General features: G+C 53.4%; 18 protein-coding genes. 12 read left to right on the top strand and 6 right to left on the bottom strand.

The window, feature by feature from the left end:
- Positions 1–77: 77 nt before the first annotated feature.
- The 4 genes from OEV49_06015 to OEV49_06000 all read left to right on the top strand — a co-directional run bounded on the left by OEV49_06015 (position 78) and on the right by OEV49_06000 (position 8594).
- A complete protein-coding gene (locus OEV49_06015; protein MDH3890620.1) occupies positions 78–3260 on the top strand; it encodes a protein kinase in 3183 nt (1060 codons plus the stop codon).
- A gap of 8 nt (positions 3261–3268) precedes the next feature.
- On the top strand, positions 3269–5809 hold the full coding sequence (locus OEV49_06010) for a protein kinase (protein ID MDH3890619.1): 2541 nt from the start codon (positions 3269–3271) through the stop codon (positions 5807–5809).
- Entirely contained in the window at positions 5806–6189 is a 384-nt protein-coding gene (locus OEV49_06005) for a hypothetical protein (GenBank protein MDH3890618.1), read from the top strand. Before OEV49_06010 ends, OEV49_06005 begins: the two co-directional genes overlap by 4 nt.
- A gap of 233 nt (positions 6190–6422) precedes the next feature.
- On the top strand, positions 6423–8594 hold the full coding sequence (locus OEV49_06000; protein MDH3890617.1) for a prolyl oligopeptidase family serine peptidase: 2172 nt from the start codon (positions 6423–6425) through the stop codon (positions 8592–8594).
- Positions 8595–9016: 422 nt separating this feature from the next.
- Here the strand turns inward: OEV49_06000 and OEV49_05995 are convergent, their stop codons facing one another.
- The 5 genes from OEV49_05995 to OEV49_05975 form a co-directional block, all read right to left on the bottom strand.
- Positions 9017–9682 (bottom strand): hypothetical protein, encoded by a 666-nt coding sequence (locus OEV49_05995; GenBank protein MDH3890616.1) that lies wholly within the window; start codon positions 9680–9682, stop codon positions 9017–9019.
- A 9-nt stretch (positions 9683–9691) separates the two neighbouring features.
- Positions 9692–10519, bottom strand: a complete 828-nt coding sequence (locus OEV49_05990; protein MDH3890615.1) for a purine-nucleoside phosphorylase — start codon at positions 10517–10519, stop codon at positions 9692–9694.
- A gap of 419 nt (positions 10520–10938) precedes the next feature.
- On the bottom strand, positions 10939–11910 hold the full coding sequence (locus OEV49_05985; GenBank protein ID MDH3890614.1) for an adenosine kinase: 972 nt from the start codon (positions 11908–11910) through the stop codon (positions 10939–10941).
- A 243-nt stretch (positions 11911–12153) separates the two neighbouring features.
- A complete protein-coding gene (locus tag OEV49_05980) occupies positions 12154–13233 on the bottom strand; it encodes a DivIVA domain-containing protein (GenBank protein MDH3890613.1) in 1080 nt (359 codons plus the stop codon).
- Between the two features lie 613 nt (positions 13234–13846).
- Positions 13847–14533, bottom strand: a complete 687-nt coding sequence (locus OEV49_05975; protein ID MDH3890612.1) for a YggS family pyridoxal phosphate-dependent enzyme — start codon at positions 14531–14533, stop codon at positions 13847–13849.
- Positions 14534–14662: 129 nt separating this feature from the next.
- Between OEV49_05975 and OEV49_05970 the strand changes: the two genes are divergently transcribed.
- The 8 genes from OEV49_05970 to OEV49_05935 all read left to right on the top strand — a co-directional run bounded on the left by OEV49_05970 (position 14663) and on the right by OEV49_05935 (position 23444).
- Positions 14663–15334, top strand: a complete 672-nt coding sequence (locus OEV49_05970) for a RecX family transcriptional regulator (GenBank protein MDH3890611.1) — start codon at positions 14663–14665, stop codon at positions 15332–15334.
- Positions 15306–17966 carry an alanine--tRNA ligase gene (gene alaS / locus OEV49_05965; GenBank protein ID MDH3890610.1) on the top strand — a complete coding sequence of 887 codons (2661 nt, stop codon included), beginning with the start codon at positions 15306–15308 and terminating at the stop codon, positions 17964–17966. The genes OEV49_05970 and alaS overlap by 29 nt, the downstream gene beginning before the upstream one ends.
- 33 nt (positions 17967–17999) lie before the next feature.
- Positions 18000–18767 carry a geranylgeranylglyceryl/heptaprenylglyceryl phosphate synthase gene (locus tag OEV49_05960; GenBank protein ID MDH3890609.1) on the top strand — a complete coding sequence of 256 codons (768 nt, stop codon included), beginning with the start codon at positions 18000–18002 and terminating at the stop codon, positions 18765–18767.
- Positions 18764–19354, top strand: coding sequence for an SIS domain-containing protein (locus OEV49_05955; protein MDH3890608.1), 591 nt, complete (start codon positions 18764–18766; stop codon positions 19352–19354). Before OEV49_05960 ends, OEV49_05955 begins: the two co-directional genes overlap by 4 nt.
- Positions 19351–20619, top strand: a complete 1269-nt coding sequence (locus OEV49_05950) for an O-antigen ligase family protein (GenBank protein MDH3890607.1) — start codon at positions 19351–19353, stop codon at positions 20617–20619. Before OEV49_05955 ends, OEV49_05950 begins: the two co-directional genes overlap by 4 nt.
- A 34-nt stretch (positions 20620–20653) precedes the next feature.
- Complete coding sequence (locus OEV49_05945) at positions 20654–20926, top strand: hypothetical protein (GenBank protein ID MDH3890606.1); 273 nt, start codon at positions 20654–20656, stop codon at positions 20924–20926.
- 350 nt (positions 20927–21276) lie between these two features.
- On the top strand, positions 21277–21927 hold the full coding sequence (locus OEV49_05940) for a hypothetical protein (protein MDH3890605.1): 651 nt from the start codon (positions 21277–21279) through the stop codon (positions 21925–21927).
- 365 nt (positions 21928–22292) lie between these two features.
- Positions 22293–23444, top strand: coding sequence for a glycosyltransferase family 4 protein (locus OEV49_05935; GenBank protein ID MDH3890604.1), 1152 nt, complete (start codon positions 22293–22295; stop codon positions 23442–23444).
- A 169-nt stretch (positions 23445–23613) separates the two neighbouring features.
- Here OEV49_05935 and OEV49_05930 read toward each other — a convergent pair whose 3' ends face one another.
- Entirely contained in the window at positions 23614–24192 is a 579-nt protein-coding gene (locus OEV49_05930; GenBank protein ID MDH3890603.1) for a hypothetical protein, read from the bottom strand.
- Position 24193 lies beyond the last annotated feature (1 nt).

Here is a 24193-nt window from a genome sequence, read left to right as displayed (position 1 = left end):
GTTGAGTTTAGGTTGCAAAGAAGACAGTTTGTCTCTTTCTTAGATAAGAAATTAGCATTCGGAAAAGGATCTCAGCAATGGCGCCAGAGGACTCACATGATGATCGGACTCGCACGCACGTCATTCTGACTGCCGGAACAATGGTGGCACACTACCGGATCGTCGAGAAAATCGGCGCCGGTGGAATGGGTGAGGTCTACCTGGCCCAGGACAGCAAGCTGTCTCGTAAAGTCGCTCTGAAGTTCCTGCCGACGCAACATTCCTCTGATGATGATTTCAAAGCACGCTTTATCCGTGAAGCTGAAGCAACTGCCAAGCTCAATCATCCCAATATTGTCACTATCTATGAAGTTTCAGAATTTCGGGGCCGACCGTTTTTTGCCATGGAGTTGGTGGAGGGTCAATCACTACGCGACCTGGCCAAGGGGAAAGAGCTTGGCATTGACAGAGTAGTCGAGTTGGCAATACAAGTCTGCGATGGACTCAGTGCTGCACATGATAAGAAAGTTGTCCACCGAGATATCAAGCCTTCAAACATTGTAATAGATGCCTACGGTCGACCGAAAATACTTGATTTTGGACTAGCAGTCATTCAAGGCGGAGAGCATCTCACCAAAACCGGGTCGACACTCGGAACAGTACAATACATGTCGCCTGAGCAAGTACAGGGGCAGGAAGTTGATCACAGGTCAGACTTGTTTTCTCTTGGTGTTGTGCTTTATGAGTTGATAGCCAATCGCACACCGTTTGAGAAGGATAACGAAGCGGCAACTCTGAAAGCCATCACACAGAATAACCCGGAACCGCTGGCCCGATATAAGTCAGACATCCCGGATGAACTCCAACGCACCGTCGCCAAGTTGTTGGAGAAAGACCCGTCAATGCGATACCAGAGTGCCTCCGGTGTCATCAGTGATCTCAAGCGTCTGGTTGCTCCCACCGAGAGCTATAAGTCCGCCGCTGCTGGCCGTCAGAAGAGATGGCCGCTTGCCGTAGGCGGGCTCGCCATTATTGCGATACTTGTGGTTTCCGGATTTTTGATTTCGGACTTCACTATGATCGGGGAGGAGTCCGGGCTGACGACTTTGGATGAAACCGGTTGGAAGAACTCTATCGCCGTTCTGCCCTTTCGAGATTTCAGTCCGGACAAAGACCAGGAGTACTTCTGCGACGGTATGACGGATGCCATTATCGGCCGACTGTCCGGAGTGGAAAAGCTGAAAGTCATCTCGATGACATCGGTAATGCGCTACAAGGATTCGGACCGGGATCTCAGAAAAATCGGTCGGGACCTACTGGTCAATACTGTTCTCGAAGGGAGTATTCAACGTGAGGAGAACCAGATCCGGGTCAGGGCACAGTTGATTAATAGCGCCGATGATGCTCACCTCTGGTCGCAGACTTATGACCGAGAATTGGAGAGCGTTTTCGATATCCAGGATGACATTTCCAGAGCCATTGTTGCCGCAATGCGACTTGAACTGCTCGGCACGGACGAGGCAGTTATTACCCGCCGCTATACAGAAAACATAGAGGCCTACAATTACTACACGCGCGGCCGCCACCTGTGGAATAAGCGAACCGAGAGTGATATAAGAAAGGCCATTGAGTATTTTGAAATGGCCATTGAGTTCGACTCCAACTATGCCCTGGCGCACTCCGGACTGGCCGATGCCTGGTCCACCCTTCGGGAATACATCTATGTGACCGGAACTGTCACGAAAACAGAAGCTCTGTCGAACGCCCGAGCGGCGGCGGAAATAGCTATTGGGCTTGATGAAGGCCTGGCTGAAACCCACGCCTCAATGGGAAATATCCTGTGGGATGAGAATGATCTGGAGGGAGCCGAAAAGGAATACTCGCGTGCTATTGAGCTTAATCCCGGTTATGCCTGGGCGCACCTCTGGTATTCTGGACTTTTAGGAGCTATGGCCAGGTATCCCGAACAAATCCAAGAGGAAGATATAGCCTTTGAGTTAAACCCGATGGCGATTCCCCTTCTTGAGAGCAGAGTGCGGAGAAAAGTACAGTCCTCTGAATGGCAGGAGGCGGAGGAACTCTATCAGCGCCTGATTGAGATCGAGCCGAATAGAAGCGAATCATATACCAGATATGCTTATTTTTTGGCGAGAAGCATGGATAGATTCGGGGACGCTATCATGCAATGTTCGCTGGCCGTCCAGGTCGACAAGCAAGCGTACAATGACCTCGCTTATATCTACGAGTGGATTGGAGATACTGACAAGGCTCTCTGGGCAGCCAACATGTACATGGAATCAGCACCGGAAAAGCACAATGCCTACGATAACAGGGGCGCAATCTATGCCTTAAACGGAATGCTAGACAGCGCTATTGCCTCCTTCGAAAAAGCTCTGGAGCTAAAGCCTGACTTTGTGGCCAGTCTCTGGCAACTGGGAAACGTCTATATGTTCAGGCAAGAGTATGCCAAGGCGGAAAGCCTGTACCAGGTTATTGCCTCTCATCCTGACAAGTACACCAGGGCCAATGGAAGACTCTACCTGACACAGATACCCTTGTATCAGGGCAGAATCCAAGAGGGTCTTCGCATGCTGGGCGACCTTAAAGACAGAGCGCTTGCCGAGTCGGCCAAGGACAATAATCTGGCATACGGCAATTTCAAGAGAGGATTCATTTGCCAGACAATTCTTAACGACCATAAGTCTGCCATCGCTGAATATGAGAAAGTGATAGATATCATGAAAGATATCAATCCGAACAGTTGGATGGTTGCCTTTGCGAGGGGTCGCATGGCCACCAGCTACGCCCAGAGTGGCGATATGAGAAGGGCAGACCAATTGATGGCGGAACTCAAAAGAGACATCGACAGGTACGGACCATCTGCGATTTATACTTATCAAGTGTCGACTGGTATGCTGGAAATGGAAAAGGGTAACTATGACACTGGCACTGTCCTGTTCCAGAATGCATACAGAATCGCCCCGGCGTTTTTTTTGCGGGAATTGATTGGCCGAAGTTACCTCGACGGTGGTCGGATTGATGATGCTCTAAGGATCTATGAGGAGATCATTAACCGGTATGAACTGAACCGGGCATATTGGCCGACATTCGGAATTATGGCACACTTGTATCTCGGCAGGACTTACGAGGAAGCCGGGAGATATGACGACGCAATTGCACAGTACGAAACCTTTCTGGACATTTGGAAAGATGCCGACGATGGCTTGACGCAAGTCAAAGACGCCAAAGAGCGCCTGGCAAAACTGAAGTCAACACCGTAGAGAATTGCATGGAACCTGACGATGACAAAACACGCACACACATTGTGCTGACAAAAGGTACGATGGTGTCGCATTACCGAATTGTCGAGAAGATCGGCGCCGGTGGTATGGGTGAGGTGTTTCTTGCTGAGGATACCAAGCTTGATCGGCAAGTAGCGCTGAAGTTTCTTCCCCCCCATCTTTGCCAGGACGAGGAGTGTCGTAAGCGGTTCAAGCGGGAGGCGCAAGCCACCGCGAAACTTAACCACCCCAGCATTGTGACGATTCACGAAGTCTCGGATTTTCAGAGTAGACCATTTATCGCGATGGAACACGTTGGGGGGAGTTCTTTGAAAGAGATCATCGCAAAGGGTGTGATATCTTTGTCCGCGATTATCGAGATGGCGAGGAGCATTGTTGAAGGACTTTCTGAAGCACACAAGGCTGGCATAACTCATCGGGACATCAAGCCGGATAACATCCTTGTAGATAGTGCCGATCGTCCCAAGATTCTTGATTTTGGCCTGGCCGTAATTGAAGGCACCGAACACCTCACTCAAACCGGTTCCACCTTGGGCACAATCGGATATATGTCCCCGGAACAGATTGACGGGAAAGTCGTCGATGAACGATCCGATCTGTTTTCGTTCGGAGTTGTTTTTTATCAGTTGATTGCAGGTCGCGCTCCCTTCAAAAGGGAAACTGCAACCGCAGTCTTGAAAGCTATTTTGACCGAGGCGCCAGAACCACTTGCCCGATACAAGAGCGATGTTACGGAAGAGATGCAAAAGGTGATCACCAAACTGCTGGAGAAAGACCCATCGGCCCGCTATCAATGTGCGACTGATCTGCTTGTTGCCCTGGAGAGTCTGGATGTGCATCCCACAGGGTCCTTGTCAACCAAGGTGGAAGAGGATTCTAAGCGCAAGATGATTGTTGTGCTCCCTTTTGAAAACCTGGGCCCTGCAGACGAAGAGTACTTTGCCGATGGTATGACCGAAGAGATAATCAGTCGGTTATCAGCCATTCGTGACCTCGGCGTAATCTCTCGCACCAGTGCTATGAAGTATAAGAATAGCTCTCAGTCGATCAAGGAGATCGGTGCCGACCTGGGAGTCGATTATGTTATGGAGGGAAGTGTCCGGTGGAATCGCAGGGGGAAAAACTCAGACCGCGTTCGTATCACACCACAGTTGATCCGCACTTCCGACGACACACACATTTGGTCGGATCGATATGATCGCACTCTTGATGATATCTTTGAAGTGCAATCACAGATTGCCGAACAGGTTGTGAGCCAACTTGACATCCAGTTACGGAATCCGGAACGCCAGATACTCAACGCCAAACCGACTGAAAATATCGACGCATACCAGGTTTACTTGCAGGGATTAGATTTCGTCGGGCGACCGGATTATGCGGAATCTGATTTTCAGAGTGCAATCAAGATGTTTGAAAAGGCAACAGAGTTGGATCCTTTCTTTGCATTAGCATATGCGAACCTGTCTCGTGCGCATTCCATGATGTTCTTCCATGGCTATGATCGTAGTGCCGAACGTGCATCACAAGCCAAGGCTGCCGTTGACAAAGCGTATCAGCTTCAACCAGAACTTGCCGAGGTGCACCTCGTCTACGGTTACTATTATTACTACTGCCTGGAGGATTTCGAACAGGCATTGGCGCAACTGGACAAGACCCAACGGGAACTTCCCCACGACTCCCGGGTGCTTGCTCTCATCGCCGCAATTGTCAAACGTCGTGGCCGCATTGCCGAGGCGGTACAGTATTATGAGAGGGCTTTCGAGTTAAGCCCCCGAGATGCATCTCTTCCTCATGAAATCGGCTGTGCGTACATGACCAATCGCAAGTACACCGATGCCCAGCATTTTTATGATCTATCTATAGCCCTTGCTCCGGATCAGACATTGGCGTACGTGTGCAAGTCATGGAATTACTGGCTGTCGCAGGCTGATGTGAACAGAGGTTGTGAGACAATTGGCAGGATGCAAGAGGATACTCAACGGCATGCCTTTTACATGTATCAGGCCCGACTGTTCGCTCGGGACTACGAACAGGCCTTAATGGTGCTGGCCGAAGCACCGGTTGTTTTTGATGAAGGTCAGTGGATGCTTTCTCCAAAGTCGATGTATGAAGCATACGCTTACCAGCGGCTAGGCGACAGCCTGAAGTCCGAAGAAAAGTATAATGAGGCGAAGGAGATTCTGGAGAAAGAAATAAGAAAAAGACCTGACGACAATCGTCCACATGCGTCTATGGGAATCGTACTCGCCGCCCTTGGTAATGCCCAGGATGCTGTCAATGAAGCTGAGTTATCTGTCAGATTAATGCCGGTAGAGAAGAATGCGGTGGTGGGGCCGTTTCGCATTGAGGATTTGGCCGTAGTGCACACTCTACTTGGCAATTCAGAGGCTGCCGTGGAACATCTTGAATATCTGTTGTCTATACCGTGCTGGTTGTCTGTGCCGATACTAAGGATTGATCCAAGATGGGACCCGCTACGCGATGACACGCGATTTCAATCCCTGCTTGCGAAATACGGTGGGAAATGATGAATCAAGACGACGACAACACCCGTACCCACGTAGTCTTGACACAAGGCACGATTGTATCGCAATACCGAATCGTCGAGAAGATCGGCGCCGGTGGAATGGGTGAGGTCTATCTTGCTGAGGATACCAAGCTCAAACGCAAAGTGGCTCTCAAGTTCATGCCGGCCCATTTGACATCAGACAGAGAGATGCGCCTCCGCAAGGTGAATTGTCAGAATTGCGTGGGGTGCCGTGCGTTTCGGGGTGGCACCCTCAAAGTCGCTTTGGGGGTGGTTCATTGGCAGAAGGACTCTTGCCCCAAACAAGGGTTGAGACGGCCACCCGTCGCGCAGGACCCCATGCACTCGGCGCTGATGACTCACCCTTTCGCGCAACGCTAAGCTCCGGTACCGAGTGGCGAAGCCATAAACCCATTTATGGGCGGCTTGACGGTGTCACCCTGAGCGGAGTCGAAGGGTGAAGCCCCATTGAACACTCCACCTGCAAAGCCCACCCATTTATCGGTTTCATTCTCGACCACCTTTGGTTACATTTGCCCAGGACAAAGATCACACAATCCGCGCACACAGTCAAACAGGTGCGTCGGAACCGTCCAGAAGAGAGGAGTCTTCACATGTTCACCGCCGCCCTCATTTCCACTTCCAAGACAAGAACCGTTGTCGTCCTTTGCTGTACTCTTGCACTGGCTGCAACACTCTTCGCAGCCAACCTGCCCACACCGCCCGAGAGCGGTAAACAAGCGGTGACGGATACCTATCATAACACCGATGTTACAGAAAACTACCGCTGGCTGGAGGATTTTGAAAACACAACAGTGCAGGAATGGAACACGGCACAGAACGTTTACTCAAGAGAGATTCTCGACAAGGTGGCGGCCAGACCGGCCATCAAAGAATTCCTCACCGAACTGATGGGTGGCGAGGCGACGGATTACTACTACCTGAAATCTCAGGCCGGTGTGCTCTTTGCCTTTAAGTTCCAACCCCCTAAAGAACAACCGCTTTTGATAACGCTCGAATCGCCGTTCGATCTCGCAACTGAAAGAGCCGTTCTCGATCTCAACGAGCGCAACCCGGAGGGCACGACGTCAATCGACTTCTATGTGCCGTCGCCTGATGCATCTCTGGTGGCTGTGTCGTTGTCGGAGTTCGGCAGTGAAAAAGGGAACGTCCACATTTTCGAGGTGGCGACCGGCAACGAACTGCCGGACATAGTTCCCGGTGTCAACGGACCTACCGCCGGTGGCGATGTTGCCTGGAGCGCCGATGGTTCCGGGTTCTACTACACTCGTTATCCGCAACCGGGCGAACGACCGGAGGAAGACCTCAGTTTCTACCATCAGGTGTTTTATCATAAGATGGGCGCCCCGATCGAGAAAGATACCTACTCGATCGGCGAGGAGTTTCCGCGCATTGCCGAGAACCAGCTGGATGCCTCGGAGGACGGTCAGTACTTCCTGACCACGGTGGCCAATGGTGACGGCGGCGAGTACACGCACTACCTGCTGGGGCCGGAGGGCGAATGGAGGCAGATAACGCAGAACGCCGATCTGATTCCGACCGTGAAATTCGGACCCGACAACTCGCTCTATCTGTTGTCCAACAAAAACACCCCGAAAGGGAGCATCCTGCACCTGCCGCCGGGCGAGACGGATCTTACCTTAGCCAAAACTATCGTGGCCGAGAGCGATGTAACCATCAAGAGCTTTGTACCTACCGAGCGGTATCTATTCTTGATCGATCTGGATGGCGGACCGACTACCATGCGGGTCGTGCGTCTGGCCGATCAAACAATGAAACCTATTCCGACCGCGCCGGTGAGTTCGGCGGGCAGTATGTTCTGTGTTGGCGGTGATGTCGTGCTGTTCAGGAGCACCAGCTACACGGAACCATCTGTCTATTACCAATTCAACCCACTCACCTGGGATATGAAAAGAACCTCTCTCTACAAAACATCGCCGGCCGATTTTTCTGATGTCGAAGTCGTCCGCGAATTCGCCACGTCGAAAGACGGCACCAAAGTCCCGGTGAACATTATCAAACCACAAGGAACCAAGCTTGACGGAGAGAACCCGACCATCCTGTATGCCTACGGCGGTTATGGCATCAGCCTCTCGCCACGTTTCGACGCCACGCTCAGGTTGTGGTTGGATCAGGGAGGAATCTATGTCGTGGCCAACCTGCGCGGCGGCGGCGAGTACGGCGAGGAGTGGCACCTGGCCGGCAACTTGACCCAGAAGCAAAACGTCTTTGATGATTTCGCTGCCTGCGCCGAGTATCTGATCGAAAGCGGCTACACCAATCCGTCAAAGCTCTGCATCAAAGGTGGTTCCAACGGCGGCCTCCTGATGGGCGCAGCATTCACCCAACATCCGGAACTGTACCGCGCGGTTGTGTCTTCGGTTGGCATCTATGACATGCTGCGTGTTGAACTCGATCCCAACGGTGTGTTCAACATCACCGAGTTCGGAACGGTGAAGAACCCTGATCATTTCAAAGCGCTGTACGCCTATTCACCATACCACAACGTGAAGGTCGGCACAGCCTATCCGTCCGTTTTGTTCCTGACCGGCGACCACGACGGGCGTGTCAACCCATCGCAGTCGCGCAAGATGACGGCCTGTTTGCAGGCTGCTACCAGCTCGGCCAATCCGATAATGCTGAGAACCGATTCAAAAACCGGCCATGGCGGTGGAACAGCACTGAGCCGGAAGATTGAATACCAAACCGACGTCTATGCATTTATAATCAGCCAGCTTGACCTGAAGTTCAAACACGACAGGTGATAAATCACTTTGTTGGCGCTACGCGGCGATAAATCGCTTTCTTGCTGCTTCGCACTATCCTTTGTCATCCCGGACCTTGATCCGGGATCCAGTCTTCATAATGTCACCCCGAGCGGAGTCGAGGGGTGAATGTTTCGTGCGTGGTGTACGTCCTCGTGCGTCACGTGCCGTAGGGGCAGTCTGCCGCCCACGGAACACACCCCGCCCTTCGGGCACACCTCTCAAGAGGGAACCCATAAACGGGCTTTTGCGCTTTGCGCACAGTTAACCTCCTCCTGCGCGGAGCCATCAAGGTAGGTCGAAACCCCTGCGGTTTCGACATCTTTTCGTGGGGCGTCCGCATCGGCGGATTAGCGGTTCCGCCTTTGGCGGTCGGCAGAACTAGAAGCGGTTCTACCCTACGGGTGAATCCGAAGAGCTGTTTACTTTGCCCACTTGCGTGAGCATTTTCGTGTCAAGATGTCGCATGCACCGACGAACAGGTTCAGGTCTTTCAGTCTCTTGAGTGTCGTGACCGTGCCGATAGGCCTCAATCTGTCGTGTCGGTTGATATCGCCATCATGGACTATTTGGTGCCTGCGCTCGACCAGAATCTCAACGCTACGCTTGATGCGACTTCTCCCCAATAGACCCTGCGCATTCTGGCACATGTTCTTGAAGCCGAGGCACACAAAGAGATCGTCAACCGCGTCGAAACGCTGAGTAGTTATACGTTCTACATGGTTTTGAACAAGAGCGCGTATTCGTCGGTAAGGACGTGTCATCGAGATCATTACCAACGATTTTCGTATATTGAAGCCCGACTCTTCGAGTATCCTGATAAGATCATCATGCGGCTCGTGCGTCTTAAGATATGGAACTATGAGCTCTGTGAATCTCGCTGTGAAGTAAGTGTCCATTGCAGCGACACTTAGAACTACAGAAGATCGTATGAGGTCACTTTCATGCCGAATCTTGATCGCCTTGGTCTCGTTGATTCTGAGCCATGTTTCGATTAGACCCAGTGACCTGTTCCAAGTTCTATTGAACTGAAGAAACGATTTGCTCCACTTGTGCTTCGGTTCAATTTTCACTAATTCGTCGAACATAGCCCCCCCTCACATCCTCTCCACACAGCCGGCGATGATGTCACGGAGATACGGCTCGGCTTCGCCGGCGATTGCAATCACTTCTTCGATCTTGAGCGGATGCATGGCGTCCGGCAGACCCATATCGGTCACGATTGAAAACCCAAGAACTCTGGTCCCTTGATGACGGGCCACGATAACTTCCGGTATCGTCGACATTCCCACTGCGTCTCCGCCGAATATCCTAAGCATCCGATACTCAGCCGCCGTTTCCAGACAGGGACCGCTCAGACCGATATAGACTCCCTCTTGTAGATGCGTCCCCTGCCCAAGCGCTACCTCGCGCGCAATCTTTTGATACTCGAAACTGTAGACCTCATACATGTCAGGGAAGCGACCACCCAGTTCATCGTCGTTGGGACCGATCAGCGGGTTGCCGCCGAAGAAATTGATGTGGTCCTTGATCATCATAATGTCCCCCGCTTTGAAGTTTGGGTTCAACCCGCCGCAGGCGTTGGATACGATCAAAGTCTCGATACCGAGTGCTTTCATAACGCGAATGGGAAAAGTTATCTGCTGATAGGTGTAGCCTTCATAAAAATGAAACCGTCCCTGCATACAAACCACCGGCTTACCCTTGAGATGTCCAAATAACAAGCGCCCCGCATGCGACTCAACGGTCGACACGGCGAAGTGCGGTATCTGATCGTACTCGACACTTCCGACCATCTCGATACCATCGACTAACGACCCCAACCCGGTACCCAGAATTATACCGATCTTCGGTTGCAGGTCGACCTGGCCGGTAATGGCGGCAACGGCTTCGTTTATCATCTTTTTAAGATCGGCATTACTCATTGGATAGGTCCTTTCGCATATTCAGAAGTCAGGCAGCACCGAACAATGGTTGACACATGGACGGAAGATACAAAGATCGGTGGTTCGGCACAATTCCGAATATGGTTGTCATCCATGCGAAGGGGCTTGTTGAAGTATTCCTGTTTCCGGTCATTGCGAGCGAGTCCGCGTTTCGCGGAGGAGCGCGGCAATCTCACCCCTCGACTCCGCTCGGCATGACATGTTCGCATGGAATCGAGATTGCCACGGTATCACGCGTTTCGTGTGATATCTCGCAATGACGACTCCGTGGGTCTTTCAACACTCCCGACGGCGGGAATCCGGTACGCTATTGACGAAGGTGGATTCCTGCTTTCGCAGGAATGACACGGACAGTCCGCTGAGTCTGAAGACTCACCGGGCACAAGACAATCGTGAAGTTATAGCAGGCCCTTGATCCGCTCCCAGCCCTCGTGGGGAATACCGGCGCCGACTACTCGACAGACTTCATAGCCGCAGGCCGAGGCGATTCGGCCGCACTGCTCAAGCGGCAAGTCGTTAACCAGGCCATACAAGAAACCCGAGGCCCACAAGTCCCCGGCGCCGGTGGTGTCGATGATGTCCGATGATCCGGCCGGTGCTGTCTCAACGATTTCTCCTCGATGCGAGATGACGCTTCCCCGCTCGCCAAGTTTGAGCACGGCGGTTTCGACCTTTTCCGACAGTAATGTCAGTGACTTACTCTCATCCGTCTGGCCTGTGAAAACACGCGCCTCATCTTCGTTGGCCATGAGAATATCGACGCAGTCATCAACCAGGCCCTCAAGAAATGGTTTTGCTTGTTCGACCACCGTGTAACTGGCCAGGTCGAGCGAGACGCGCGCGCCTGCCTGTTTAGCCGTAGTTACCACGGTCGTGATCAGGTCGCGGTTGAACAACAGGTATCCCTCGACGTGCACCACGGCTGCCCCGGCGAAACAGTCGGGGGTAATTTCACTAATGGAAAGCTCCGATGATGCTCCCAGGAAAGTCAACATCGATCGCTGCGCATCCGGGGTTATGATAGACAGGACACGACCGGTGGGTTGTTCCGACCTGAACAGTCTCGGGTGTACGCCGCTTGCGATAAGTCCTTCCTCCAGAAGGTCCCCCAGCCCATCCTGGCCGCACTTGCCGACAAAACTCGCGTCGTTGCCCAGGCGGCCAACACCTACCAGGGTGTTGCAGGCTGAACCGCCCGGGACCATCGTCGGCTGACCGGTCAGTTGGATCACGACTTTCTGGATCAATGGTTCATCGACAAGGATCATACCCCCTTTGGCGGCATCGATCTGTTTTAGGAAAGCGTCTTCCTCATGCGCCAACAGGTCAACAAGGGCCGAACCGACACCAACTACAAGAGTTTTTGACAATCTATCCTCCGGGCTTCAGAAGCCGTCGTCCGAGTCTGCAATCTCCATCGATATTCACGCTATTCGATCGTTGCCGATCAAGAGGCGACCGTACACCAATCTCCGTCAGAGGCAAGAATGTCAACAAGAAACCCGGCAGCCAGTACGACCGCCTCTGACCTGTGCAACCGAAGTGTCGGGAATAAAAAGAGACCGGTCGCTGGGGTATCTGCGACCGGTCTCACATGTCGGGCGGGTAAGATTTTATGATTGAGCAGCTCTATCCATCTCTTCTTCAAACTTGGCTACCACTTTATCCAGCTCTTTGGCCAGATCCTCCGGGCCGGCACTTGGTGCATCCGACTTCTGTTCAGGATCGGAGGAGTTGGGAACACTAAACCTATCAGTAGCACTGTCCTTATCGGCAGAGGACTCCGACGGACCGGATGACGGACCGACGATGAAACCCGGCGGTATATCTTCGGCCCGCGCACTGGTCTCCACAATTTCGCCCGGCTTGGGGGCTGGCTCTTCTGCAGCATGGGATTCGTTCGGCTCTTGTTCGCTCGAACTGTCGTTGGTCTGGTATTTCTGCAGAGCTTCGGCCAATTCCGGGTCGATTGGTTTGGGTGCTTCAGCCTCGGCGGTTTCCGCGTCGTTATCGCCTGATTCAGCAGCGTCCGAATCCGCCTCTGTAGACACCTCGACGATCTCCTCGGCGGCGTTGGCCTCTTCGGTTCGGATCGATTCGTCCGACTCCGACGGTGTACCGATCGTTTCCATCTGCTTTCGGTCCACCTCTCCGGACTCGGTTACTTCGATCTTGCCGCTGTCGTTATCCACGTCCGAGTCATGGTCATGGTCTTGGTCCTGGTCGGTGGTCTTGATATCCGGCTCTGCCTTGACAAGATGCTCGATAATCTCAAGATGCGAAGTAATGACGCCATGTACTTTATTGAGATATGATTTCTTGGCCATTTCGGCCGCGGCAATCTTGGAATCAAGCGCCCCCAATTGCTCGGTGCGAGAACTAAGAACCCGGTCAGCCTCATCTTTCGCCTTGGAGAGAATCAAGTCCGCTTCTTGTTTGGCGTTGGCCACGGTCATGTCGGCATTGCGCCGGGCGTCGATGGCGGCGCTTTTGATGGTGTCCTCAAACTGGCGCAACCCGGCCAACTGGGACTTGAGGGAATCGACCTCCATCGACAGTTTCAGGTTTTCCTGTTTGACCGCATCCAGCGCAGCCGCCACCTGATCCAACAGGCTGTCGACTTCTTCTTTGGAGTAGCCCCTCATTTGAGTCGAGAATTCGCAGTTGCGAATATCGTTTGGCGACAAATCCATAGATTACTCGCTTATCTAAAGGTTCTTTCTAAACATTCTCATTTCCAGTTGCCGAGGCGAAAGCTGTGCAAAAAACGACCAGCCGGTCGCGCCCGACCCTATACATTAGTTATCGAACCTTTGGCGGAAAAATTGAGCCCTTTAATTGTTTCTAAATGAAACCGATAGATCGGTTCCTCGCGCTGCGCGCAGATTGCTCAAGACACCTTTTGATGGTGTCACAGGCCGCGTAGCGCAGGAAGCCCATTTATGGGTTTATCACCGGGTTCGAAGACGGATCCGGCCTACAGTCTGCCGGGTGGCACCCTCAAGCCCGGCTTGGGGGTGACAGGCAAGCCTGCTTCTTGCCCTTCGCGCCTGGTGACATTTGCAGGCAATGTTTAAGGCTGAACGCGCGAAGCGCGATAAACGGGCTTGCCCGCCGTCCCAAACAAGGTTTGAGATGGCCACCCGACGCCCTATTGCCAGACGATCTGGCGGGATCGCAGGGATCCCGCCCTACTGGATTACGACCTTCGCTCATGCTTCGACTGTGCTCAGCATGACATGAAGCGCGCGCGAAGCGCCAAAAAGTGATTTATCACCGCGAAGCGCAAGAAGCCCATTTATGGGTTTATGGCCGGGGGCCGAATAGCGAGCTGCCGATACGGATCATTGTCGCCCCTTCGGCAATGGCCAACGTAAAATCACCCGACATGCCCATCGACAGGGTATCGAACTGATCCCCCACCGACTCACGGCCTGACATGAATAACTCGTTACAGCGAGCGAAAGTGCGACGAATGACCTTGTCGTCATCGACAAATGGGCCAATCGTCATCAAGCCGATCAAATCGATGTTGGACAGAGCAGCCACTTGGCTAATGAGCGCCAGGCTGTCCTCTGGGTTGACTCCGAATTTCTGGCTCTCGCCGGAGCAGTTGACTTCGATCAGACACTCCACACGCCGTTCGAGGATACCTGCCTGCCGGTTGATCTCTTCGGCTAACTTGAGCGTATCGACCGACTGGATAACGTCGAATAGTCCGAGCGCTTTCCTGACTTTGTTGGTTTGGAGATGGCCGACCATGTGGTAACGGGCAATCGGACCGGCCTCTTTGATTTTGGGTTCGGCATCCTGTACCCGGCTTTCGCCAATTTCGTGGATACCGGCGGCGACAACGGTTTGGATGACCACAGTCGGATGCGTTTTTGTAACGGCAACGATTGTAATGTCGTCGGCATCACGATCGTACTCTTCGCAGGCACCGGCGATCTGGCCGTGCAACTGCTGAATGTTGTGGGCAATCGAATCTTTCACCGTGCGACAATATCCTCGCTGGATACCCCGGATGCAAGGGAAAACCGACCTCGTAGGCCAAGTGCGAATTCTTTGAGTTTGATTCAATCCGGAGCAGCCCTATATTGACCCTCTAACGCGACTATTGCTATGAACGATCAAATCAGGCTCATAAAACTCATCACCACTCCCGCCAGCGCCACCTTGACCATCACCGGTGAAGAGCAGCCTCTGACTGTGCCGATCAATACTGTTCTCCACCATCGGTTAGTTGAAGGGATTGTGATAACTATGGCGCAGCTTGATATGCTCCACGAGGAGGCCGAGTTGTACCGATGCGACCGTCAGGTGGCGCGGCTGCTGGCCATGCGAGATCACTCGGTGGGCGAACTGAAAGCCAAACTCAGGCAGAGAACGTTCTCGACTTCGGTGGTGCAATCGACATTGCGAAAATATATCGACAGCGGCGCTCTTGACGACTCCCGATACGCTATGGCTTCGGCGCAGTCCTTGTTGTTGAGGCGTCCGTGTGGTCGTGGGTATCTCTGCGCCTATTTGCAGAAACGCAAAATCAGCCGTGATCTGGCCGAGCAAACAGCAGAAGCTCTTTTGGACGCCGAGAATCCGGACGATCTGGCCGTCACCGCGCTTGAGCAGCGTTGGTCTCGCTTTGAGCAGTTAGAGCTTGAAACGGCTCGCAGCAAAGCCTATAATTACCTCGCTCGGCGCGGCTTTGGTTATGCACCGGCCAAAGCGGCCTTTGAAAAACTGTGGCGTGAAACCCGCGAAACAAGTGAGGAATCCGAAAATCAAAACCGCTGAGATCCGAAAGAACTTTCTGGAGTTTTTCAAGGCGCGCGATCATCGCATCGTGCCATCGTCGCCGCTCATCCCGTTCGATGATCCGACTATCCTGTTCATCAACGCCGGGATGGTGCCGTTCAAAGATATCTACACGGGGCATCGAAAAGTTGATTACAAGCGTGCGACCTCTGTTCAAAAATGCATCCGAGCAGGCGGTAAGCACAATGATCTGGACAATGTCGGTTTCACGGCGCGTCATCACACCTTTTTTGAAATGCTGGGCAATTTCTCTTTCGGAGACTATTTCAAAGAAGAGACTATTCTGTACGCATGGGAGTATTGCACCAAGATTCTCCAATTGCCAACTGGTCGGCTGCATGTTTCCATATACGAGGACGATGACGAATCCCACGCTCTGTGGGAGAAAATTGCACCGGAGTTGAAGAACGGGCGCATTCAGAGATTCGGCAAGGAAGACAACTTCTGGAGTATGGGCGACATTGGTCCATGCGGTCCCTGCTCGGAAATTCATTTCGACAGAGGTGAAGAATGGGGTACCGGCCCCGAGGATGTCGTCAATGGTGAGGGAGAGCGATTTGTCGAATTCTGGAACCTGGTTTTCACACAATTTGACCAGCTTTCAGATGGAACAGTAGTACCGCTACCGAAACCTTCGGTCGATACCGGTCTGGGGTTTGAACGAATTGCGTCGATCCTGCAAGGTGTCGACAGCAACTATGGAATCGATCTGTTTCAGGATTTGATTAAGGCTATCTCGGAGGTCACAAGCTCAAAGTATTCAGACCATGTATCTTCGCACCATGTCATCGCCGACCACTTGCGTGCGTTGACCTTTGCCATTGCCGACGGCGCAGGTATCTCCAACGAAGGGCGGGGATATGTGCTGCGTCGTTTTCTACGCCGAGCCGCGCGGCATGGACGGTTGCTGGGGATGCACGAGCCATTTATCCACACACTGGTACCCACGTTGGTCAACGCCATGTCGGATGCCTATCCGGAGATTGGCGAGAAGCAGTCGCATATCGAACATGTTATCAAGGCCGAAGAAGAGTCCTTCCTGCGCACGCTTGAGACCGGGCTGGGGTTGTTCGAACAGGTGGCAAAGAAAGTTAAGGGCACGGGCGGAACCGTTATCGATGGCGCTGATGTATTCAAGTTGTACGACACTTACGGTTTTCCTTATGACTTAACCGAGATCATCGCCGGCGAGCAGGGGTTGACTTTGGATCAACCCGGTTTCGATGCGGCCATGGCCAAGCAGAAAGAGCAGTCGAAGGCGGGGGGGGTGACCGCAACGCACGATGTGACACTTAGGGCGGTTCTTGACCATAGCCCACCATCGGGCGATCCTACGGATTTTGTAAGAACAGACGAACCAGTTCTCTCAAAAGTTGTCTGGCATCGGCCGTCAGATGTCATTGGGGATGGAACCGTAGACTCGCAAGATTTCGTAATCCTGAAAGAAACACCCTTCTACGCTGAATCGGGTGGACAGATCAGCGACACAGGTATGATTACAGCAGGAGATTCGGTGTTGCGCGTAGATTCCATGTCACTTCATCAGGGATGGCACATTCACAAGGGTGAGGTGGTTGAGCCGGGACAGCGAGAACACTTCGAGAAAGGTGCGACCGTAACCGCCTCCGTCGACTCAGAACGACGCTGGGACATCCAGCGCAACCACACCGCCACCCACCTGGCCCACAAAGCCCTGCGTATGGTGCTGGGCGATCATGTCAAACAGTCCGGCTCGTATGTCGGACCCGACCGGCTACGCTTTGATTTTTCGCATCACCAACCGATGACACCCGGCGAGGTCGCACAAGTCGAACAGATCGTCAACGAACAAATCCTGAATGCAACCAATGTCACCACCGAAGAGATGGATGTCGATGCCGCCAAAAAGTCCGGCGCCACGGCGCTGTTTGGTGAGAAATACGACGACCTCGTGCGCGTGGTATCCATCGCCGACTTTTCCAAGGAACTGTGCGGCGGCACGCATGTAAGCAATACCAGTCAGATCGGCCCGTTTTTTATTACGCTTGAAACGGGGATCGCCTCGGGTGTCAGGCGGCTCGAAGCCATAACCGGACGTGAGGCGATCAAACTGATGCTTGATGCCAAGCGATTCCGTCAGGATGCATCTCAACTGCTCGGACGGTCAGAGGAAGAGGTGGGGGATGCGCTGCAACAGTTGAAAGAAAGCAACCTCGCGCTTGAGAAAGAGATCAAGAAAGTAAAAGCCGAGATGTTCTCAGGCGGCGGCCAGTCGATTGGTGAACGTCGGCCCATTGGAAAGGTGAGCTACATTACGCATGATTTCGGCCAGTCGGATCGTGATGTGATGGCCGGCTGGGTGGACAGTGAGAAATCCATCAACGAACCTGTTGTGGTGCTGGCTTTCGGTACCATTGCAGATAAACCGACGGTTATGATCGGCTCCAGCGCCACAGCGACAAGTCAGTATGATCTGCACAGCGGGTCGCTGGCTAAGGAGTGCCTCAGCATACTCGGTGGTCGCGGCGGCGGCAAACCGAACTTCGCGCAGGGAACGATCGCCACGGGCACAGCGGCCAGTGAAGTCTATGAAGTTTTCGGGAAAAAAATCAAGGAAGTAGCGAGAGCATAGTAGTCAGAGTATGTCACCAACAAGGAAGAACAAGTGATCGATGGACCGATCTACACAAAATTGATAACCGCCTGCTCAGAACGTGGCGCCGGGTTTCTGCTTCTTCTGGACCCGGACCGGGTCAGCCGGGAGGTCTATCTGCCGCTGGCTGAAGCGGCCGCTGACTGTGGCGTGGATGCTATTCTGGTAGGAACATCGTTTATGTTGGACGGAGATTTCGCCACTTCCGTTAAGGAAATAAAACAGATTTCACCCGTGCCGGTGATTATTTTTCCGGGATCGTATGCCCAGATTTGTCCATCGGCGGATGCTATCCTGTTCACTTCGTTGCTGTCCGGCCGCAACCCGAGCTACCTAATCGACGAACAAGTAAAAGGAGCCCCGATTATCAAAAGATGCAATCTCGAAACTATCCCGACCGGCTATCTATTGATTGAATCCGGACCACTGACATCGGTGCAATACATATCCGGCACTTTGCCGATTCCGCGCAGCAAGAACGACATCGCCTGCGCCCATGCCCTGGCCGCTCAATACCTCGGAATGAAGCTGGTCTATCTGGAAGCAGGCTCCGGTGCCGAGTGGCCGGTGTCGGTGGAAATGGTCGAAGCAGTGTCGTCTTATGTCGATATTGGGATCATTGTCGGCGGAGGGCTGCGAACACCCTCGGATTGCGAAGCCCGAGTCAAGGCCGGTGCTTCGTTTGTGGTAATCGGCAGTGGTTTGGAGTGTGAACCGGACCCGGAGTTGATGCGTGAGTTCGGCGCGGCTATTCATTATAAGGAGAAAGTAACGGCATGAACGAAGATGTCCGCCTGGCACCACTGAAAAAAGCAGCCGAAGATTCAGCTATTCTGCGCCGCGCAGTGGTCGATCAATTAGGACTGCAAATTCTCGATCTGGCTGCTGTGATCTCAGGAGTGATCGGAGCCGGCGGCAAGTTACTCATAGCCGGCAATGGTGGCTCCGCTTCTGACGCCTCCCACTTTGCGGCCGAGATGATTGTGCGGCTAACTGCGGAACGAAACCGCCAGTCGCTGCCGGCTATCGCGCTCGGGATGGACCCATCCGTGACCACAGCCGCGGCCAATGATTTCGGATACGAAAACGTCTTCGCCCGACAGGTGGAAGGGCTGGGTAGCAAAGGGGACCTGTTGTTTGTTCTCTCCACTTCCGGCAATTCACCGAATTTGATCAAGGCCGTGGCCGTGGCTCGTGAGCGCGGCATGTTATCGGCGGCTTTACTGGGCGGACGCGGGGGCAAGCTGGCCAAACAGATCGAACGACCGTTGATAATACCGCACACCTCGACTCAACGCATCCAGGAAGAACATATTTTCATCATCCACAGCCTGGTGGAACTGATCGAAGGCGATCTATTCGGATGAACCAAATCGCGCCGTCAAGATTAACCGACGCTCTCTTTTTCTTCTATGCTCTGTTCATATTCGGCAGCACCTTTTCGATAGCCCTGGCTCAGATGGCCTTGGGTGTGTCGCTGGCCTTGTTTATCACAGTGATTGTCGTTCACCGTTACCAGCCTTTCGTCGATTCATTGAAGCGGTTTTACGTTTTCGTGGCCCTCTACATAATATGGATATTCGTTTGTTCGATGTTGGGCGAGACGGTCGGTCGGTCGTTGTATATCATGAAAGAAGACTGGCTGTTTTTGATTGTGCCCATCGGTGTCTTCCTGATGCAGAACAAGACGTACCGTGAGCGATTGATGGCGATTTTCGCGGTCGGTGTGTTGTTGGTTTCGATCTATGGTCTTTTGCAATACTCACTCGGTCTAAACTGGTTCAAAGACTCGGCTCTCACAGCGGCCGATGGTTTTGGCTATCGGGTGCGCGGAAATTTCTCACATCGGCTGACATTCGGCAACTACTACGCCACGGCCGCCCTGATGCTATTTGGATTGGGCGTCCGAAAAGTCGAGAATCTGAGAGCCGGGCGAAGGCAACTGTTTCTGGCCGCTTCTCTTTTGGCCATGGCCGTAACGCTGCTCTCGTTCAGTCGCGGATCGGTCATCGCGCTGGTGGTGGGTCTGCTGGTGGCCGGTGTGGTGCTCGGTCGAAAGTACTTGATAAGCATGATTGGCGGTTTGGCCGCAATGGCTTTGGTGGTAGCGCTGTTGTTACCGGGGCTGGTCGAACGATTCACGGGGGCGATGGACAAAGAACTCAGTTTGGAATATGAGGGAAGCCGACCGTTCATCTGGCAAAAATCTCTGTCGATTGCCCGCGAGCATCCGGTTTTCGGCGTTGGCCCGGGCAATTTCGAAACCGAGTACGCAGCCAGGCTGCGCCCCGATATCCCTGATTATCGCAAGCATGTCCACGCCCACAATGATCTTATAAACATGGTCGCAGTCTACGGTCTGCCGGGTTTTTTGCTTTTTGCCGGACTGTGGATGGTGTTGTTTGGATATACTTTCGGCGGGTTCAGACGGCGTCGGTCATTTGCGGAAGGCGATCGCTTTTTCCTGGCGGCATCACTGGGCGCAGTGGCCTTTTTCACAACGGCGCTGTTTGAGGCCACCTTTGCCGATGAGGAAGTGCGTCAACTGTTGATGTTCGTTTGGGCGGTCGGGCTGTGGCCCTGGTATAATGAGCAACGAAAGGCAAAAAGATCGGCCGCTAAAAGGTCTTGACTTTGAAGCCGATATCTCTTTCTTGGAGACTGTTATGGCCAAAAAAACCAACAGACCCGCCCCGAAAGCCGCAGCCAAATCTGAGGATGTCAGTTGGCCGTTCGGAATGAAGAATTATTTGATTTTCGCCGCTGCCTTAGTGGTGATCGTAGTCGGTTATGTGACCCTGGGTACCGGCTCGATGACCCTGGCGCCGATACTCTTGGTGCTGGGTTACTGTGTGTTGATTCCGGTTGCTATCGTCATTAAAGACAAGCCGGACGATACCACACCCGACGCCGCTCGGCCCGATCTAAGCGCGAAATAGACAGGCTGTTGGGCAGATTGGAATATTCCTCCGCCTTCTGAAGGCGGAGTTTTTTTTGTGGGCGAACTCTGATCCGTCATTGCCAGGCCTCGCCTTTCGCATGGCCGCGGCAATCTCCATCCTCTGTCATGCCGGACCTTGATCCGGCATCCATCTTCGCCCGGTCACCCCGAGCGCAGGGAACCGTAGGTCGAAACCCCTGACCCGAAGGGTTCGCGAAGCGAGGTTTCGACATCACGCGCTTCGCGTGATTCCTGTTCTGGGATCGTTAAGGAACGAGTGCCCTCCACACTTTCCCCACAACATCCCTGCATAATCCGGCTGGTTGCTTATTGGTAAAGGTTAGTCCTATGCCTACCAGCAAAAAACAAGTCGCCGCCAATCGGCGTAACGCCAAGAAATCCACCGGCCCCACGTCTACTGAAGGCAAAGCTGTCGTCAGCCGTAACGCTATCAAACATGGCCTTCATGCCTGCGACATTATCCTCAAATCCCCTCACCTAACCGAGGACCGCACGGAGTACGAGCAACTCCTCGACTCGCTGATCGATGAGCTCAAACCACAAGGCACCATGCAGGATCATCTCGTTCTGAAAATTGCCAACGCCCTTTGGCGCTACCGACGAGTCATCAACGCCGAAACCGCCCGCATCAACCGGCAACTCGAAGACACCGCCGACAGCATCGAACGCGGTCATTACGTCAGCATTCTCGATGATCCCGACGACCTCGACGAAGAAGCGCTCGCGCGCCAGAACGCCAACCGTGTCTCGTCCCAAGCAGTCCCCGATCAATCTTTCCGCGAAACCCTGCAACACTACGAAATGCGCCTCGACCGCCAACTTACTCGCGCTTTCACCCTTTTGCACCGCCTGCAACACCCCGACCAATCCGATTCCCCAGCCCAGCTTGCCGCCAAAAACTTTTTTCCGCAAAACAAACCCATTTCACAACCTCCCCTCGACTCCGCTCGGGGTGACAAAGTTCCCACAGCAAGCTGATGGGCCACCCAAGTCATATCGAACGCAGTCGATCCTTGAGGCCAAGCCGTGGGCGGGTCGAGTTCTCTTCATCCCCTCTTGAGCGGGCCGTACACCGCCAGATGGCGGGGGGCGGGGTGTGTTCTTTCTTAGTAGGGCGGCATTCTTGCGATGCCGCCAAGTTCGGCAGTATCACAGCGATCCTGCCCTACTTTGTCATACCGAGCGCACTCGAGGTATGAAGTTGCTCATTGCGGAGTCTGTCTGTATCATGTATGGCAAGTGTCGGGCGGGGTCGCCCGACACCACTCGCCCCCAGTTGTGGGTGCAACCCCAATCACAAGCCCACCCGGTGGGTGGGGTACCGAAGTTAGGACGAGATTGTAATGAACGAACCCTCAACCAGCCGTGACTACTCGATAGGTCTTCTATGTTCATCAGGGTCATGGGGTGGGCTGGAGATGAATGTTCTCAGATTGGGCATTTGGCTGAAGCAGCGCGGATGGCAGGTGGTGCTGTATGGTCAACGAGACACCAAACTGTTCGACGAGGCTGAACGCGACGGTCTGAGTGTGCGGCATTTGCACTCGACGTTCAAATACGGCGATCTGATCAACGCCAGTCGGTTGGCGCGGTATGTAAAAAAAGATAACGTACAGCGGCTAATCATAAATTATGGCAAGGACCTCTTTCTGGCCGTACTGGCCAAGAAGTTCGCGCGCGGTTTTTTCAAACTTCTGATGCAACAACACATGCATGTCGGCGGCCACAAGAAAGATGCCTTCCACACTTGGGAGTACAATCATCTTGATGCCTGGATAGCACCATTGCCGATGTTCAAGGATCGACTTGTTCAATACACCCGGCTTGAGACTGACAAAATCCATGTCATACCCTTCGGGATCGAGCTTGACAGACTGACATCCAACCGCCCCGACCGCGCAGCAGCCCGGCAAGGACTAGGGTTGCCCGCCGATGCGTACATAGCCGGTATCGTGGGTCGGCTGGAAAGCAAGAAAGGACAGGATGTACTCATCAAAGCCTGTCGTGGTGTACACGACGCCGGTGGGCGCTTGCATCTGTTGATCGTCGGTGACAAAACGATAAACGACCCGGAGGGATACCCGCAGTATCTGGACAGCCTGACTGAGCAACTTGACCTGAAGTCGTTCGTGCATTTTCATCCGCATCAGTCCGATGTGGTCAGTGTGTATGCGGCCATGGACCTCTTTGTTATGGCATCGCACTCGGAAACCTACGGCATGGTTACAATCGAGGCGATGGCCTCGGGTCTGCCGGTTATCGGGACTGCAGAAGGCGGCACGGTTCAGATTATCAACGATGGTGTCAACGGACTTCTGGTGCCGCCGCAGGACGAGGAGAGTCTTGCCTCGGCTCTTTTGAGTCTAATGAACAACCCGACGCACGCAAGAAGTTTGGCTTCGCGGGCCGCTTTGGAGGCTGTTGAGAAATATTCGCATCACCGCCAGGTACTGCTGATCGAAACACTGTTCGATGAGTTGGGCGGTCGGGGTTGATAGGATATCGGCAGCACGAAGTCTGTGCTTGGTGTACGTCCTCGTGCGCTACGTCCATGTCATGCTGAGCGCAGTCGAAGGGTGTGTGCAGCCGAAGCGTTTTCAAGGGGCAGACGAGGACGGCCACAAGTGGCTTCCACTCGCCGCCCACAGAGCGGAATTTGGCGGTTTAGATGAATCGTCGGATAAGGTTGTCGACCAGCTTGACCACCGCCGCGACGACAGAAACCTTCAACAGTCTAAGCCAGATAATAGAAACGAGGGACTTATATACCTGAGTCCAATACCAGACTTCGGCCCGCTTCTGTCCGAACTTCGGCTGGATTCTGGTAGCGAATTCCTCGGCAAAATCTCCGATGATTGTTTCACGGTCAGCTTTGGACAACAGAAGATTGAGGACATACTCAGCATGCGTGGGCGGCGAAGGTGGCTCGGGGGGTGAAGTTGGCTCAGTAACTGAAGGTGAGTCCGCTGAGGCTGTGTGGCTCCCCGACAATACATCCTGGTCACCGAACCATGGCTCTTCGATGTTGACGTCCTCAGACCTCAGACCATCCAAGTTGAGCCAGTCTATCTTGGCACCAAACTGAGGATCGAAGTGAACTGAGTCCACATCTATATGTATGCCAATCAGATCGTGACAGGCACTACAGAGTGACAACGTGTTATTGTTGTCGATGGCAACATCCGATATTTGTGCGCTTGCATCACGTATCCCGCAACTTTCGCACGTCACTTTCTTGCCCATG

The sequence above is a fragment of the Candidatus Zixiibacteriota bacterium genome, assembly GCA_029860345.1.
Taxonomy (GTDB): domain Bacteria; phylum Zixibacteria; class MSB-5A5; order GN15; family FEB-12; genus JAJRTA01.
This window is presented reverse-complemented; position numbering and strand designations above follow the sequence as displayed.